At 39.8% G+C, this 15,899-nt stretch carries 15 protein-coding genes; 3 read left to right on the forward strand and 12 right to left on the reverse strand.

Translation table 11 applies throughout. The features are described from left to right. Nucleotides 1-18 precede the first annotated feature (18 nt). From HWV58_RS03895 to HWV58_RS03910, 4 genes are all read right to left on the reverse strand, one after another. Nucleotides 19-660 carry a response regulator transcription factor gene (locus HWV58_RS03895; protein WP_175632842.1) on the reverse strand — a complete coding sequence of 214 codons (642 nt, stop codon included), beginning with the start codon at nt 658-660 and terminating at the stop codon, nt 19-21. A 4-nt stretch (nt 661-664) separates the two neighbouring features. After that, entirely contained in the window at nt 665-1,318 is a 654-nt protein-coding gene (locus HWV58_RS03900; protein WP_175632843.1) for a sensor histidine kinase, read from the reverse strand. A gap of 104 nt (nt 1,319-1,422) precedes the next feature. After that, complete coding sequence (locus HWV58_RS03905; protein WP_175632844.1) at nt 1,423-2,109, reverse strand: hypothetical protein; 687 nt, start codon at nt 2,107-2,109, stop codon at nt 1,423-1,425. Between the two features lie 5 nt (nt 2,110-2,114). Beyond that, nucleotides 2,115-2,588: a hypothetical protein gene (locus tag HWV58_RS03910; RefSeq protein WP_175632845.1), complete on the reverse strand. Its 474-nt coding sequence runs from the start codon at nt 2,586-2,588 to the stop codon at nt 2,115-2,117. 427 nt (nt 2,589-3,015) lie between these two features. On the opposite strand from HWV58_RS03910, the gene HWV58_RS03915 reads away from it, so the two are divergent. After that, on the forward strand, nt 3,016-3,246 hold the full coding sequence (locus tag HWV58_RS03915; protein ID WP_175632846.1) for a response regulator transcription factor: 231 nt from the start codon (nt 3,016-3,018) through the stop codon (nt 3,244-3,246). Nucleotides 3,247-3,344: 98 nt separating this feature from the next. On the opposite strand, the gene HWV58_RS03920 is transcribed toward HWV58_RS03915, so the two are convergent. The 4 genes from HWV58_RS03920 to HWV58_RS03935 all read right to left on the reverse strand — a co-directional run bounded on the left by HWV58_RS03920 (nt 3,345) and on the right by HWV58_RS03935 (nt 7,065). Further along, nucleotides 3,345-4,913 carry a M28 family metallopeptidase gene (locus HWV58_RS03920; RefSeq protein ID WP_235972643.1) on the reverse strand — a complete coding sequence of 523 codons (1,569 nt, stop codon included), beginning with the start codon at nt 4,911-4,913 and terminating at the stop codon, nt 3,345-3,347. A 268-nt stretch (nt 4,914-5,181) separates the two neighbouring features. Next, nucleotides 5,182-5,979 carry an ABC transporter permease gene (locus HWV58_RS03925; RefSeq protein WP_175632847.1) on the reverse strand — a complete coding sequence of 266 codons (798 nt, stop codon included), beginning with the start codon at nt 5,977-5,979 and terminating at the stop codon, nt 5,182-5,184. Nucleotide 5,980: 1 nt separating this feature from the next. After that, nucleotides 5,981-6,889, reverse strand: a complete 909-nt coding sequence (locus HWV58_RS03930) for an ABC transporter ATP-binding protein (RefSeq protein WP_175632848.1) — start codon at nt 6,887-6,889, stop codon at nt 5,981-5,983. A gap of 5 nt (nt 6,890-6,894) precedes the next feature. Next, nucleotides 6,895-7,065, reverse strand: a complete 171-nt coding sequence (locus tag HWV58_RS03935) for a hypothetical protein (protein ID WP_175632849.1) — start codon at nt 7,063-7,065, stop codon at nt 6,895-6,897. A gap of 534 nt (nt 7,066-7,599) precedes the next feature. On the opposite strand from HWV58_RS03935, the gene HWV58_RS03940 reads away from it, so the two are divergent. Both HWV58_RS03940 and HWV58_RS03945 read left to right on the forward strand, forming a co-directional pair. Next, a complete protein-coding gene (locus HWV58_RS03940; RefSeq protein WP_235972644.1) occupies nt 7,600-8,436 on the forward strand; it encodes a sensor histidine kinase in 837 nt (278 codons plus the stop codon). 58 nt (nt 8,437-8,494) lie between these two features. Beyond that, complete coding sequence (locus tag HWV58_RS03945) at nt 8,495-9,244, forward strand: LytR/AlgR family response regulator transcription factor (RefSeq protein ID WP_175632851.1); 750 nt, start codon at nt 8,495-8,497, stop codon at nt 9,242-9,244. A gap of 107 nt (nt 9,245-9,351) precedes the next feature. On the opposite strand, the gene HWV58_RS03950 is transcribed toward HWV58_RS03945, so the two are convergent. The 4 genes from HWV58_RS03950 to HWV58_RS03965 are packed head-to-tail and all read right to left on the reverse strand — an operon-like array spanning nt 9,352 to nt 15,730. Beyond that, nucleotides 9,352-10,119 carry a lysophospholipid acyltransferase family protein gene (locus HWV58_RS03950; RefSeq protein ID WP_175632852.1) on the reverse strand — a complete coding sequence of 256 codons (768 nt, stop codon included), beginning with the start codon at nt 10,117-10,119 and terminating at the stop codon, nt 9,352-9,354. A 58-nt stretch (nt 10,120-10,177) separates the two neighbouring features. Further along, a complete protein-coding gene (locus HWV58_RS03955) occupies nt 10,178-10,732 on the reverse strand; it encodes an NUDIX domain-containing protein (RefSeq protein WP_175632853.1) in 555 nt (184 codons plus the stop codon). A 27-nt stretch (nt 10,733-10,759) separates the two neighbouring features. Next, nucleotides 10,760-13,189: an outer membrane beta-barrel protein gene (locus tag HWV58_RS03960; protein WP_175632854.1), complete on the reverse strand. Its 2,430-nt coding sequence runs from the start codon at nt 13,187-13,189 to the stop codon at nt 10,760-10,762. A gap of 54 nt (nt 13,190-13,243) precedes the next feature. After that, a complete protein-coding gene (locus HWV58_RS03965) occupies nt 13,244-15,730 on the reverse strand; it encodes an outer membrane beta-barrel family protein (RefSeq protein WP_175632855.1) in 2,487 nt (828 codons plus the stop codon). Nucleotides 15,731-15,899 lie beyond the last annotated feature (169 nt).

Genomic DNA, 15,899 nt, shown 5'->3' on the forward strand with positions numbered 1-15,899 from the left:
GTAGTAGTTTGCTTCTGGTTAGATGTTAATCAGGCTGTTTTTTATGCCATATACTACCAGTCCGGTGCGCGATTTGATATTGAGCTTGGCAAAAAGTGATTCGCGGTAGTTATCAACCGTTCGCGGGCTCACGTTCATGATATCGGCAATTTCCTTATAGGTAAGTTCGGTACTGCAATGTTGGAGAAATGTAAGCTCCCTGGCAGAAAAAATAGGTTTGGCATTGGTGTCTTTCAATGCAACCAAAAGCCTGCCCGATACGAGCTCGTTAACAAAAAAACCTTTTTCTACAATTACTTTAATGGCAGCAAACAGATCGGATGGGGTAGATTCTTTAAGCATATAGCCACCAGCTCCGGCCTTAAGCATACCAATAATTGCTTTTTCATCTTCGAGCATGCTCAGAGCAAGTACATGTACCTTTGGGAAATTGGTTTTTACCCATTTAGTTGCTGCAAAACCATCCATAACCGGCATATTAATATCCATCAATACCAGCTGAACATCGGGATGATGATTAATTTTCGATTGAAGGTCGATTCCGTTTACGGCCTCAAACTTTACTTCTATTTCATCAAATTCTTCCAATAAACTGGCCAACCCTGAGCGAAAAAGGGTGTGGTCATCAACGATAGCGATAGCGATACTAGGGTTCTGCATATAATTAAGGGTAGGGGATTTCTATTGAAGTTGAAGTACCCTCTCCTGGTGCCGAATTTAGTGTTAATTTTCCATTGATCATCTCAATTCTTTTATAAATAGAATTGAGGCCCATTCCGGATTTCCTGGCTTTGATTTCATCGGGGTTAAAACCAACACCATTTTCTTGTACAATCAGGCTGAGTGTGCCAGCTTTAAGGTGCGCATCAATCTGTATCTGGGTAGCCTGCGCATGCTTAATAATGTTATTGATAATTTCCTGAAGTAAACGGAGGATAATCAGGTCTTTATCTGGTGAGCTGTAGTCAGAATCCGATAGGGTATTGTTAACCTTAATGGTGTAGGCTCCACTCTTGCTTAGCCAGCTAATTTCCTGATCAATGGCATGACCAATACCGTTTTCTACCAGTTGTTCGCCATGTAAAAGTTTAGCCAGTTCTCTTAGTTCCTTAATGGATTTGTTAACCAGCTCGAGCGAATTTTCTATTTTCCTTTTGGCTTTAGCCTCATCGGATAAATTTACCGAGTTGAGAGTAAGCGTAGTGAGGCTGAGCAGCTGACCTACATTATCATGCAATTCAGTAGCAATGCTCTGCATGGTTTGATCTTGCACCTCCACACGAGCCTGTAGCATTTCAGCTTCGAATTTCTGCTGCATGTTCTGCTTCTCGAGAAAATGATTTTTTTTATGCTTGTTATACGATCTGATATAAAGCAATAAAAATATTGGCATCAAAAGAAATACCAGTGATGCCAATAATATTAATGAGATAACTTCCGTTGTCGAGCTCTGCATACAAATGAATAGGCCCAAAAGGCGTAGAGAAAAAAGTTAAGTGTTATGTAAATGATAGTGCGGGCATTATATCTTCCCAAATAAATACGTTGAGCAATGTCATCAAAGAAATTGGCTAAGGTACTCCCGAAGTAAAAAATCAGGGTTCCGCCAACCCACCAAAAGGCAGGATGATTGCTTAAATCGATGTAATTTTCATCTTTTAATAACAGATAGAAATACATTAAGCCATAAATAACAAAAATTACCGATGCTAAACTTATGGTAAAGGCATTGTATACATTTAAACCATATAAATAAACAAATATGGCATAAGTTATCATTGTGCCTATATAAATGCCAATCAGCCAGTTTTTTATCTTGATATACTGGCTGAGGAAAACATAAAACGCATAAGTGATGTAAGATATTTCTAATAGGATATATACACCTATATTGGTATGATATGTTTTGGCTGAATACCGGGCTATAATTTGAGTTAACACCACAAGAACCAGGTAAAGGTTGGTAATTATCCAGAACCTGGTCTTATCCCTATATAAAAAGTACAGGCTAAAAGCCATACTTAAATAATAGGGATAAGTATTAAATTTTGGCGTACACAGCTTTAATACCTGCTGTAAATCTAATTCTCCAGCAATTTTTGCTATCATATTTATTATGGTTCAGACAATGGGCTACGCTCATCGCAGGTAGGAGGGCATATTGTGGCCCTGTTTTCTGGATCAGTCGGTGGAGTATCACATAACTTGCCATCATGAGATTTATAAGCATATCCTTTTTCTACAAAGTAATCTGTTCCAGCTTTACCATCAATATTTTTAGTAATTACCAGTAATACCGTATTCATATCAACATAGCTGTCTGGAATTTTATCGCCATATTCGAGTTTATTGATTTGGCTGATGATATCGCTGGTATACCGGCCAAAGTAGATCCTGATGCCATCGCCATCCAGTTCCGCCATTTTTTTAATTAACGAAGTCATTTGAGCGGCCGGATACCAAGCTGCTTTGGTGTAGGTACCATTTTCTGCATTCTGGCTTTTACGGAATGCTTCGGTCATTTGTTTGGCAATCTCTACCGGAACAGTATTATCTGTGCCGTCTTTACTTACTTTGTCTTTGATCATAAAATTTGTTGGTTTAATATTTCAAATATAAACAAATGATGATATGTGCGATGGAGGAGTTCCTTAAAAAGTTAAAAACAGTATAAATACTCATACAATTCGAGGTCAAGCTGTGTTTGCCAGTGCATTATTGGCGATCGATGAACAGCTTGGTAGCTACATTCCTTAAAAGAGTATTTTGTTGTCTCAATACCGTAAAAATACCCTATTAATAAGGGCGTTTTGCACAATAATTCAATTGTCGCCTACCACTAATTTTGGTATTACAATAATAGCCAAATGAATTGCTGTTACTAGATACTGAAGTTGCATATCCTTAAAATGCTGTTTTTAGACTTGTTTTAAAATAAGTCTGTTTTGGAGAAGTTACTTAACTATTTAGAAAATTGTAAAATCATAATTTCATTAAACCTTTAATTCTTTCAAAATGATAAATAATATCCTGCTTCAGGAAAATCATAGCGCGATAAGCGAAAGAGAAGTTGAAATAGTGCATCTGTTATCAATGGGCTACAGCAGTAAAGAAATTGGCGAAATGCTTTTTATTAGCGAACATACTGTTAATACGCATAGAAGAAATATGGTAAGGAAACTCGATTTAAGAAATTCATACCAATTGATTGTATGGGCATTTAAAGAAAGAATATTGTCCCTTTAAGGACTAAGATATAAACAACCTCTCAATAAATAATAAAGCCTGCCATTTGATCGCTAAAGTCAAATGTGCAGGCTTTTGTTTTATGCTATTTTTTGCTTTTATGGTCTTGCTGGTTGTGGTGCCGGAAGTTCTTTTCTTGGAATTTGTGCCTCGCGCTGTGAGGTGTTATAAACAAAAGAAGCAATAATCGTAGCTGCTTGTTTCAGGTCGTCTTCTACCAGCCTATCGTAAGTATCCATATTGCTATGGTGTGTGCGGGTATTGTAATCGGCAGGATCCTGGATAAACTGAAAACCCGGAATACCAACAGCATCAAAAGCCTGATGATCGGTACCGCCTGTATTGTTAATGGTAACGGTGTTTGCGCCCAAATCGTTAAACGGAGTTAACCAGCTTTGAAAAATCGGACCAGCTCCTGCATTGCCCTGTAAATAAATACCGCGTATTTTTCCGGTTCCGTTGTCGAGATTGTAATAGGCTGATATTTTTTTCTGATCGGGGGTTAATACCATTGTTTTCGGATCGCCAAAATGTTTGGCTACATAACCTCTCGAACCAAACAAACCCTGCTCTTCTGAACTCCAAAGGGCGATGCGGATAGTGCGTTTCGGTTTAAAATCGATTGCTTTTAAAATGCGCATGGCTTCCATCATTACGGTAGAACCAGCTGCATTATCGGTAGCACCAGTTGCGGCATGCCACGAATCGAAATGGCCGCCAATCATTACCACTTCATCTTTTAATTTTTTATCGGTACCCGGTATCTCGGCAATTACGTTGTAGCCCTGTGGATCCTGATCATAGAATGAAGTTTTAATGTCAGCTTCAACTTCTACGGGCTTGCCCGCGCGTAACAGACGTAATATGTGTAAGAAATCTTCTGCTGCTACTTCCAGTTCAGGCGATACCGGTTTAGCATCAAGGGCATAAGAAGCGCCGTTACTGGTAAAAAATGTGCCTTGTCCGCCACGGGCATAAGTTAAGATTAAACCAACCTTTTCTTCAACCAGCATGGCATTTATGGCAGCACGTACTTCACGCATTTTCATCATTTGTGCCATTCTATCGGCCATTGGGCCGCCAGCAGGGCGTTGTCGTGGGCCTGCAGCCTGTGGTTTTGCAGCGGCCATTTGTGCTAAAGTAGAATCGGCATAGCGCGCAAAATCGGCTTTCGTACCACTGGTTAAAGGTGCACCCTGATCCATCATAATGATTTTACCAGCCAGTTTGCCTTTATATTTAACTAAATCGGCAACGCTATCGGCTTTAATAAGGATTACTTCCGATTTAATCGGGCCGTTTGTGCCAGGTGTCCACGCCTTTGGCGAGGCAATAATGGCATGGTAGAAAGGAAGTGTGGTAGCTGCATAATATTTATCGGTTTGCCAGCCTTTACCAAAAGTTCCCCAGGCTTCGAGGTGCGCGTTTTTAAGTCCCCAGTCGGTTAATTGTTTAACTGCCCAATCTTGTGCCTTTTTTAAACCCGGCGAATTGGATAAGCGTGGACCGCTTACATCGGTTAAATTGAAGGCTATGTCCATTGCTTTCGAATTTTCAAGACCTTCTTTCCTGATTTTTTGGACTATGGCTGCATCGGGGATATCTTGTGCAAAAGCCGAGAAGCAAAAGCCAAGGGCCAGTGCTGTAGTGGTAAATCTTTTGATCATTAGAATAATTTGTTAGGTGATTTTAATTTAAAAATACATTTTAAACCCCTTCAAATTGTTTTACAATGAGATTTTTACACGGATACAGACTTTTTTATGATATTTTGAAACAGAAACTGATTTTTTTTAACAGAACGGGCCTAAAATAAGCCTTGCCGATAGCTATCGGATGAAATAAAGCCCGATCCCGATATTTCATCGAGAGCGGGCTTGTAATATAAAGAAGAATTAACGCTAAAATGAAATACTGAATTGCTTTTCAAATGGATCATTTAATGCTCTTTTTGCTTACTATAAAATAACCGACGATAAACAGGATGAGCGCATAAATTAAGCTGGTCCATATTTCTTGTGTAAAAACAGGGAAATCAAGCGGATCGACACCTTTTTTTACTTTATTCATCCTTAAGGATAGAGTTGGCAGGCAATAGGGAATTAAATAAGCATATTTCCAACCAACATTGGCGGTAATGATCCCCATGATGGTGCCTACAAAGCCTATTCCCATGGGTTTCAGAAAATCGGCCCACACCAAACTCAGGATAAACTGCAGCGATAAAATACCCAGCGATGATAAGAATAATTTGGTATAGGCATTGATTAAAATGCCCGTTGGATCGTATTGATTGAAGTTGTATTTGGGCACAAGTACCTGCAGCAGGTGACCAAAACCATAGGTTAGTGCGGCAAATAAAAACAATGAAATAAATATTAAGCCTACTGCGTAGAGGTATTTTGCTGCATAGATAGCCAGTTTGTTTAAGGGTTGTGCAAACAAGGTTTTCCAGGTGTCGTTTTTATGTTCAATATTATTTACCGAAAAAGCCATAAATATAACATAGAATGGCATTACCAACATGCCCATTACACCAAGGGCTGCACCGCTGTACTGTGCCCACAACACCATTGGGGGGTAGTGAAAGCTTAAAATCTTTTCTGAACCGGAGTAAAAACCGAAAGTAATGAGTCCGCATATAATTAGCGGTAGCAATATAGCGGCCCAGAAAGCCAGGGTTTTCTTCGATTTGTAAAATTCGGATACTAACGAAATGTATAAAGAGCGCATATTAGTTGGTGTTGGTAATATCGAGGAATAAATTTTCGAGGTCTTTTCGCTGTTGATATAAGCTGCTAACCTTAAAGCCATTTTGCACCAGTAAGGCATTTAATGCCGCACTATGCTCCGTCGAAATAAAAGGAACGGTAATCTTTTTATCGGTTTGGCTTACAATTTCGTAACCCGATTTTGAAATCAGTTCGCCTGCTTTTTCAGTATCGTTTACATCAATCTCGAGCATAGGCTTACTTAGCAAATGAAGTTCATCGATAGTGCCCTGAAATAATAATTGCCCTTTGTTGATAATGCCAACATGAGTGGCTGTTCTTTCTATTTCGGCCAGTAAATGGCTTGAAACCAGAATTGTTTTATGGTGTTTTACCGCAAGCTCTATCATGAGGTTGCGTACTTCGATAATGCCGTTAGGATCGAGGCCATTGGTAGGTTCATCAAGCAAAAGCAATTCGGGATCTGAAACCAGTGCAAGTGCAATGCCTAAACGTTGTTTCATGCCCAGCGAATATTTGCTCGACTTTTTATCGGCGGCATCTGTTAAACCAACAAGGGCCAGCATTTCGCTGGCCTTGCTTTTTTTTATACCGAGTAAAATGCAGCGGTTGATTAAGTTTTCTTTACCGCTTAGGTGGCCATAAATGGCCGGTTGCTCTACCAGGGCACCTACACGTTTTAGTATAGCTATGCGGTTGTGGTTAATCTCCTTACCGAAAATAAATACCTGATCGGAAGGCGATTTTAATAAGTTGAGCAATATTTTAATGGTAGTGGTTTTACCGGCGCCGTTTGGGCCTAAAAAACCATAAATACTGCCTTTTGGTACTTGTAGCGAAAGTTCTTTTAAAATGGCCTGGTTGCCGAAGTTAAAATTTAAGCCTACAGTTTCGATAGCGTAATTACTCATTATGCTTATTTGAAAATAGCTGATACCTGTTTTACAATTGTTGTTGAAGCTTTAGCTGGTTTTACAACAATTTCGGCATCGTTCCTGTTGGTGCTTACCGTAAGGGTTAAAATCATCATCATAAATACTGGAAATAATAAAAATAAAAATGGCGATGTGTTTGCTAACTTTTTCATGATAGATTGTTTTATTTGAGAGGCAGTGAAGCTGGCATCAGCAGTTACTGCTTGGTTTTTTAAGTTGATTGCTGATGTAGTTTTCATATTGTTTTCGTTTTGATGATTCAAAGAAACTCAAGAAAAACAAGCTGCTAAAATGTATTATACCAAGTGTTCAAGATTCTAGATCAACAGCCAATTTTGGCGTTTGTCGATAAAATTTGACCTTTGGGCCGTTGGTAGAAAAAAAATGCCCGTTGGTAGATTGTGTTCGGTTTAAATTGAAAGTTTATTTACTTTGGATGCATCAAGCGATTAACACAATTATTGGCCTTATGCTTTTAATTGATAAACATATTTTAAATGAAGGAAAGTAAGGGAGTTCTAATTTTACATAGTATTTTCTGGGCAATAATTTTGATAGGTGCAGGGGGTATTCTTATAACAAGCACTTCGGAGGCAACGCTAAAAAGGGAATTAATTTCTTTTGGAGCCTTTGGAATCTTAAATGTGTCTGTGTTTTACATTAATTATATTTTCTTAATCCCTGAATTGATTAAGAAGAGAAAAAAGTATTGGCTCTACGTTATTGCTTTTTTTCTCATGATTGGGGTTGCTGCCTTAATAAAAACGGTAATTGCGGTTTTAAATCCTGCCGATATGATGGTAGTGCGGGGACATAAAAGTGAATATAATGTAAATGAATATTTTATAGGGAAAGCATTTGTAGGTGGTTTTTTCATTATCAGCAGTTGTATTATAAAATTCACCATCGATTGGTTCTCTAGTGAAAGGATTCAAAGAAATTTAGAGAGCGAACGCCGCGAAATGGAACTTCAGTTTCTGAAATCTCAATTAAACCCGCATTTCCTGTTCAACTCTTTAAATAATATTTACTCGCTGGCTTATCAGAAATCGGATAAAACTGCCGATGCCATTATGAAGCTTTCGGAAATTATGCGTTACATGATTTATGAAAGCAATACGCCAACGGTATCTTTAAGCAAAGAGGTAGATTATTTAACCAACTATATCGAACTGCAAAAAATCAGGTTTAAAGATGGCGCTTTCATAGAGCTTACGCTGAACGGAGAGATAGACGATCAGAAGATTGTGCCCTTAATGCTGATTTCGTTTGTAGAAAATGCTTTTAAACATGGTGTAGTAAACGACCCCTCAGAGCCAGTTAAAATAAATATTATTGCCAACCAGAAGATTTTGCATTTTAGTGTAATTAATAAAAAAAGCCATTTAAATAAAGATGCGCAGGGAGGGGTAGGTTTAACCAACGTAGAAAGACGTTTACAATTGGTTTATCCCGACAGATATAAATTAAATGTTGTAAATTCGGCTACGCATTACACCTGCGAACTGATGATTGATATATAACCGGAAACCGTTTGTAAGCCGGATATACGTTAAATCGTGAATTAAATTAAAATCTAAAATGAACCTAAACTGTATTGTTGTAGATGATGAGCCTTTAGCGCTTGATATTTTACAGGATTATATCTCAAAAGTACCCTTTTTAACCATGGTTAAAAGATGCGAAAACCCAATAGAGGCCTTGCAGATTGTGCAGGCTGGTGGGATTGATCTCGTGTTTTTGGATATTCAGATGCCTGAATTAACGGGAATCCAGTTTTTGAAGATTGCAGGTAATAAATGCCATTATATTCTAACTACAGCTTATCCGCAGTATGCTTTAGAGAGTTACGATTTGAACGTTTCTGATTATCTGTTAAAGCCAATTGCTTTCGATCGTTTTTATAAAGCTGTAGAAAAAGTACACAACCAGGTTAAGCCGGTAGAAGCCCCTGCAAGCGTGGCTCAGCCTTTAGTTACACCAGCACCATTTTCGGGTACTCCTAACCCGGTGCAGGATTATATTTTTGTTAAAACAGAGCATAAAATCCAGAAAATTTACCTGCACGATATCCTTTATATCGAAGGGTTAAAAGATTACATTTCTATTTTCACCAAAGATGAGCGTGTAATTACATTGCAGAGTATGAAGAAAATGGAAGAAGCTTTGCCACAGAGTCAGTTTATCCGCGTGCACAAATCGTATATTGTTGCTGTTGATAAAATTGAAAGCATTGAGCGGAGCCGTATTACTATCAACCAGAAAATTATTCCTGTTGGAGATACTTACCGCGACGAATTTTTTAGGGTAATCGGGAATAAGAATATTTAGTCATCAGTCCTGAGTCTTTAGTCTGAAGTCCAGACTCGGGGGTACGATTAAGCTTTTAGCTCTTTAATCTTGATACCCTCTACCCGATACTTTTTATTTAATACGCCCTACTCTGCACCTGATAAGATATTCTGCTCAACCTCCTGCCCTAAAACTTTCCTGATCTCATTTTCGGCTTCCAAAGTAATCTCGTTGGCTGTTTTTCCTTCAGGTTCTATGGGTTTTAATACCGTCCATTTCAGGGCATTGCCGGTGGTTAGGGGGTACATGCCGAAGCGTACAATCTTCCATGAATTTTCTATCACAACCGGAACTACCAGCGCATTGGGTACAACCTTTAAAATGGTAGCGATACCGCCAAACTGAAATGTTTTTACCTGGCCATCTTTAGCCCTTGTTCCTTCCGGAAAGATAACCGTGCTCCAGTTGTTTTCTTTCATGCGGCGGCCAAGCTTTATGATTTCAGAAATGGCTTGTTTATTGTCTTTACGGTTAATATTGGCCCCGCCACCCAAACGCAGGTTAATGGATATAGATGGAATGCCTTTGGTGAGCTCTATTTTGGAAATGAATTTGGCACTGTGTTTTCTCAAAAACCAGATTAACGAAGGGATATCGTACATGCTCTGGTGGTTTGCAGCAAAAATAATAGGCCTGTCGGTAGGCAAATTGTATTCGTTTTTAAAGCTGATGGAGTTGAACAGCGATAGCTGGCTATATGTTAAAAAGAAATTGAGCACATCAACCGAAATTTTATGTGCTTTATAGCCAAAAAGCTTGAAGCATAACCATTGAATGGGGTGGAAGATGCAAAGGAATAATCCGAAGAGGATATAGAAAATCGGGCTTAAAATGTAGCCAAAAAGCTTGCTCATCTGGTTGATTTAATGGATGGCAAAGATAAGAATAAATTATTCTGCTTTGATTATTCCATTACAATTCGCCGTTTTGCATCATGATTTTGGCTTTTAAAATTGCGGCTACGCTTATCGAATCGGTTATTTCGGCATTGAGCACCATTTGGTAGGCTTCTTCAAACGGTAATTTTTTTAGTATCAGTTCTTCTGTTTCTTCGGGCATGGCAATACCTTGAATAAGCCCGGTAGCTACATAAATGATGCTAAGCTCATCGCTTACGGAATTGGAAATGTACAATCTTTGAATTTCTTTCCAGTTTTGGGCACTCATGCCTGTTTCTTCCAGCAATTCCCTTCTGGCGCTGTCTAAAGGCGCCTCATGAAAAGGGCCACCACCTTCCGGAATTTCCCAGCTGTAGGCTTTTATGGGGTAACGGTATTGACCAACCAGCCAGGTATTGTAATCCTCATCAAGTGGTAAAATCCCAATGGCGAGGTTTTTAAAATGCACCTCACCATAAATACCTTTTCCGCCCGATGGGTTGATTACCTGATGCTCGGTTACGCGAATCCAATTGTTATCGTATTTTACATCGCTTTGCAGCGTTTTCCAGGGATTAATATCTTCCATATCGCAATATAAGCATATCCGCTTAGCTTATTGCGGTTTTGCCGGCGGTGGCGGTGGAATTTTATTTACCTTAATTTTGGTGAAACGGTAATTGATACTAAAGGTGAAATTCTGGGTATTGTTGGTCGAATAATTCTCTACCCTGAAGTTCTGACCTTCGTTAAAAAACGTATTGGTGCGGTTGCCTAAAATATCGTTGATGGTTACGCGCAGGTTTAATCTGTTACCTAAAAAGACTTTGCGGGCCGAGAAATTGGATGTCATAGAGCCTTTATTGCGGCCTTGTGCATTGGCATTATTGGCGTAATTTAAATTCGATTCGAAAGCTGTTTTAAAGGGCAGCTGCATCGATAGTCCAATTGCCGCCCTAAAGCTAATTCCGTCGCGGTTTAAAGAACTGTTTAGCTGCGATTTATAATTGCTTTGTATCACGCTGAAATTTCCGTTGGCCGATATTTTATTTGTTGGCCGGTAATTACCAATTAAAACAAGCGATAGCGATTGGTTGGTACCCACATTGTCGAAAGTGTTTTCAGATCGCGCAGTGTTTGATCCCGGAATTAAGGTAACTGTTCGGTAGCGTTCTATAACCCCCTGACTGGTAGAATATGATAACCTCGGGTTAAAAGACCACTTCTGGCCAAATGCCCCAAAATTGATATCAAACTGATGCGTATAGGCTGGTGATAAATTCGGATTTCCGTAAGAAATGTTCAGTGTATCAACGTTGTTTACCTGAGGATTTAATGTATTTTCCCTCGGCCGGTTAATGCGGATGCTATAGGTAGCCCCGATGTTGTAACGCTTGCGGTAAAAACGGTTTAAGGAGAGGTTGGGGAAAACGCTTAAATAAGGTTTTACATTATAGTTCTCGCCGGTAGATAAATCGAAAGCTACATCGGTAAGCTCGGCCCTTACACCCGTTTTTACGCCCCAGCCTACATTACGGTAATTATACGAAGCATAAGCTGCCCCGATGTTTTCGTTGTATAAAAACTGGTTCGATAATTTGTTGTTGCGTATAAATTGTTGCGTGGCAAAATTGAAATTTTCGATCAGCAGGTCGTTATCATTTTTCCTATAGCTAAAGGCCAGGCCGGCTTCAATACGGTCGCGCTTTTTAAATATTGGTTTTTCGTAATCCAGGGTAATATTCAATCCGCGGTTCCCGGTATTGTTATTGTTCTGCTGCAGGCTGGGTTTTAGCGTGCTTGTTTGAGTATAGGTAGTGTTGTAGCTGCGGAAATCGATATTTTTATTGGTGTTGAAATTTAGGCCTAACGATATTTTTCCTCCACTGGTATCGGTTTGCAAGTCGTAATCGGTATTAAAAACAAAATTGTTGCTGTTGCCGTTGCCGGTGTTGAGCTGATTACGCAGCCGGCTTTCTATGTGGCTTTCATCTAAATAATGAAGATCTGTTGAAGAATTGGAACTGGTATGGTTGAGGTTGTAATTGGTTGACAGGCGTAAACTCTGTTTCGGGCTAATGGTCCAGTCTAAACCCAATCTGAAATTGCCGCCATTGTTGTGGTTTTTGTAAGCACCGTACTGGTCATAGTAAAAGGTTGTATCCGGGAAGAAATTCTCGCGGAAATTATGGCTATCGCCCTTGCTCACGTTATAACGGTAAGCTGCACTACCGTTAAGGGCATAAGATTTACCCCGGTAGGACGCATTTGCGTTGGTATTGCCATTGCCTTGCAGGCCACTTGCAATGCCAGCATTCCCGTTAAAGCCAACTTTGAAACCTTTTTTCATCACAATATTGATGATGCCTTCGCCATCGCCGCTGTATTTGGATGGTGGGTTGGTTAGTACCTCTATTTTATCAATCGCATCTGAGGGGAGTACATTGAGCAGATCAGCTATGTTAGAGGTCATGTAGTCCGATGGTTTCCCATCTATAAACACACGGGTATTTCTTTTGCCGGCTATGGTAGCATTGCCATCAATATCAACCTGTACCATCGGTACGTTTTTAAGCACATCGGTTGCGGTGCTACCTTCGGCAAGCAGGGTAGACCCCACGTTATAGGTAACGCCATCAGCGCCAAATTCGATAGGTGGTTTTTGTACGGTAATGGTGACTTCCTGCAGTGAATTTTGCTCAGAGCTAAGTTTTAACGACCCCAGGTTTTTGTCGTAATCTTTCTCGGTTAGGGCAATGCCGTTTACTTTCAGGGAGGCATAACCTACAAAACTTACGCGAATGCTATAATTTCCCGGTTTTAGGTTCTTAATGCTGAACCGGCCATCTTCATCGGTGGCAGAAGTAACAACCGGCTGTTCGGAACCATCTATGTAAACGGAAATTACTGCCGATGGAATGGATAATCCACCAACTTCTTCAACCACTTTCCCGCTAATTACACCTTTTTCGGCAGCAAAGGCCGTAGAAGTGCCAAATAAGAGGGCTAGAGATACAAAGCAAAGCTTAAGTAAAAGTTTTCCCAATAGCTGATAAATTAAAAAGGTGCTTAGCAAATTTACTAAGCACCTTTGGTAAAATTAAAACGATCCTTCATCAGGACGGTTGTCCTGATCGTCTCTCTTTTGTTTTTTTGCACCCGTAAATGTTGTTTTTCCAAAACGGTAAGAGAAGGTTAAGTTACCCATTGTTCCCTGAAACTGGCGTTCAAAATCAACAATGGTTGCTTTATCTTCAGTAGTCATGCTCCACCTTCTGGTATTAAACACATCCCTTACATTGAAGCTTAACGAAGCTTTCTTGTTCGGGAAATCGTATTTGGCTCCACCATCTACACCATACATCGCATTACGCTTACCTTGCGCCATTACTTCAGCGGCGCGGTAATCGCCACGGAGCTGTAACGACAGGTTTTTAACTACGGTTAAGTTTGCGGTAAGGTTCGCATTCCAGCTAAAGCCACTGCTCGAAGGGATATCAAATCTGGCATCGCCGGCAAACTTAGCCTGATAAAGGTTTACGTTAGTGGTAAAATTTAAGGGTTTGATTAAATCAAAACGACCGATTAACTCTACCCCGCTATTAATCTGGTGTGATAAGTTTTGTGGTGTTGAAGTAATAATGCCGTTAACCGGTGTGCTTCTCACCCTTTGAATCACATCATTGGTTTGACGGAAATACAGACTTGAAGTTAAAGTTACTTTTTTCCAGTATTTGCTATAACCCAGCTCAAATGAATGCACATCTTCAGGGATTAGGTTGGGGTTACCACCTCTGTAGTTTAATGGATCAGAAACATCTAAAAAAGGGTTGGTATCCCATGGACGAGGGCGGTTAACACGGCGGGTATAGCTTAACTGAAGCTGGTTTTCGCCTTTCAGCTTTTGTGTTAAGAAAACACTTGGGTATATTCTTTTGTAATGGATGTTTCCTTCGCTGGCAGTTAACACATCATTGGTATAACCTTCGAGGTGTGTGTCTAAACGCGCATCTTCGCCCCTTAAACCTATCTGGTAACCAAAATCCTTAATCTGGTTCTGGTAGTTAAAATAAAGCGCATGCACCTGGTCTTTACTATCGAAACCATTAATCAATTTATTGTTGCGTATAAATACATTGGTGCTGGTTGGGATCGAATCGGCATATTGATCGTTGTTGCCTAAACGGATCTGGCTGCGGTAACCTACCTCAATTTTACCTGCTTTACCAACCGGCAAAGCATAATCGGTTTGGATATTGTAATTGGTGTTGTTACCGGTATTGAACACACGTTGCAAGCTTAACGTTTCGTTAATAGGCGTGCCGTTGCGGTTTGTGGTAGTTGTACTGTAGTTCTGGTCGTTGTTATTGGTACCGTACGAATAGCCAAAATTAAAGGTTAGTTCTTCTTTCGGTTTTTTAAACTTCTGTACGTAATCGAGGTTGGCATCGTAACTGTTGCCGTAACCGTCGGTAGTATTGGTTCTGTTGCTCAATAAAACCGGAGCTTGCGAAATGTTTAATTGCCTGATGTCAAGCAGTTCGTTACGGTCGTTTGCCCTGGAGTTAAAACCTCCTGATAAACTGATTACACTTTTTGGTGCCACATAATAATCAATACCGGCTTTGGCATTGTGACCTTTATCTAACGATTTTGAAACGGTATTTTGACTTGCAAAACGCGTTGTAGCCGCTTCTGATTTGTAGGTAATATCCTGAAATCCACCGCCGACACGGTTGCCATAACGGTAGCTGTAGTTACCATAAATGTTTACTTTACTGTTTTGGAAACTTAAATTGGTATTGGCATTGTAGTTATCGCGGTTACCGGCAGTTGCTGCAACCGAACCATTAAAGCCCAACCTGGTATTTTTCTTTAATACAATGTTAATAATGCCCGATTGACCCTCTGCATCGTATTTGGCCGATGGATTGGTAATTACCTCAACACTTTCAATTGAACTTGCCGGAATAGAAGCTAAAATTTGCGCCACATTTCCGCCGGCAATTAAAGAAGGCTTGCCATCAATTAAAACTTTAACACCAGTCGATCCGCGTAAGCTCACGTTGCCGTCCATATCGGTTGAAACTGAAGGTACGTTTTGCAATAAATCGCCGGCCGAACCACCCTCACTTACCAAACTCTGGTCTACTGAAAATATTTTCTTATCAATCCCCATTTGCATGGCAGCTTTTTGACCGGTTACGGTAATCTCGCTCAGCACATTGCCTTTGGCTGCGTTCATTTTAATTTCGCCGAAATTTAAGGCACCTGTAGTGGCTGTAATGGCTACGTTATCGCGAACCATGGTTTGGTAGCCTACATAGCTGATTTTAAAGGTGAAGTTTCCTTTCGGGATATCGGCCATTACAAATGCACCATTTACATCTGTTTGGGCTATTTTGGCATTTTTACCTGTCGATTTATCAATTAGAACTGCTGTAGCAAATGGAATGGTTTCTTGTGTTTTGGCATCTTTAAGCACACCCGTAATTTTTGATTTTCCACCGGTTTGGGCAAAAACATTAAAAGTTAGGGTTAAAAGTAATAGGGTAATTTGTATTGTTCTCGAATGTAAGAGTCTCATTAAAAGTTAGTGTTTGTCGTGTATTTTTATAAAGGGAGACAAAGTAACGGCAAGGAAGTTTAATTAAGGAGCCGTAACCATTTTATTACAGGCATTTTACGGTAATATTTTTGTTGGTTATAATTCGGTTTACAGTTAGCAATTGGCAGTTTTCAGTTTCGTTGAAAAC

It is taken from the genome of Pedobacter ghigonis, from assembly GCF_903166585.1.
Taxonomy (GTDB): Bacteria; Bacteroidota; Bacteroidia; order Sphingobacteriales; family Sphingobacteriaceae; genus Pedobacter; species Pedobacter ghigonis.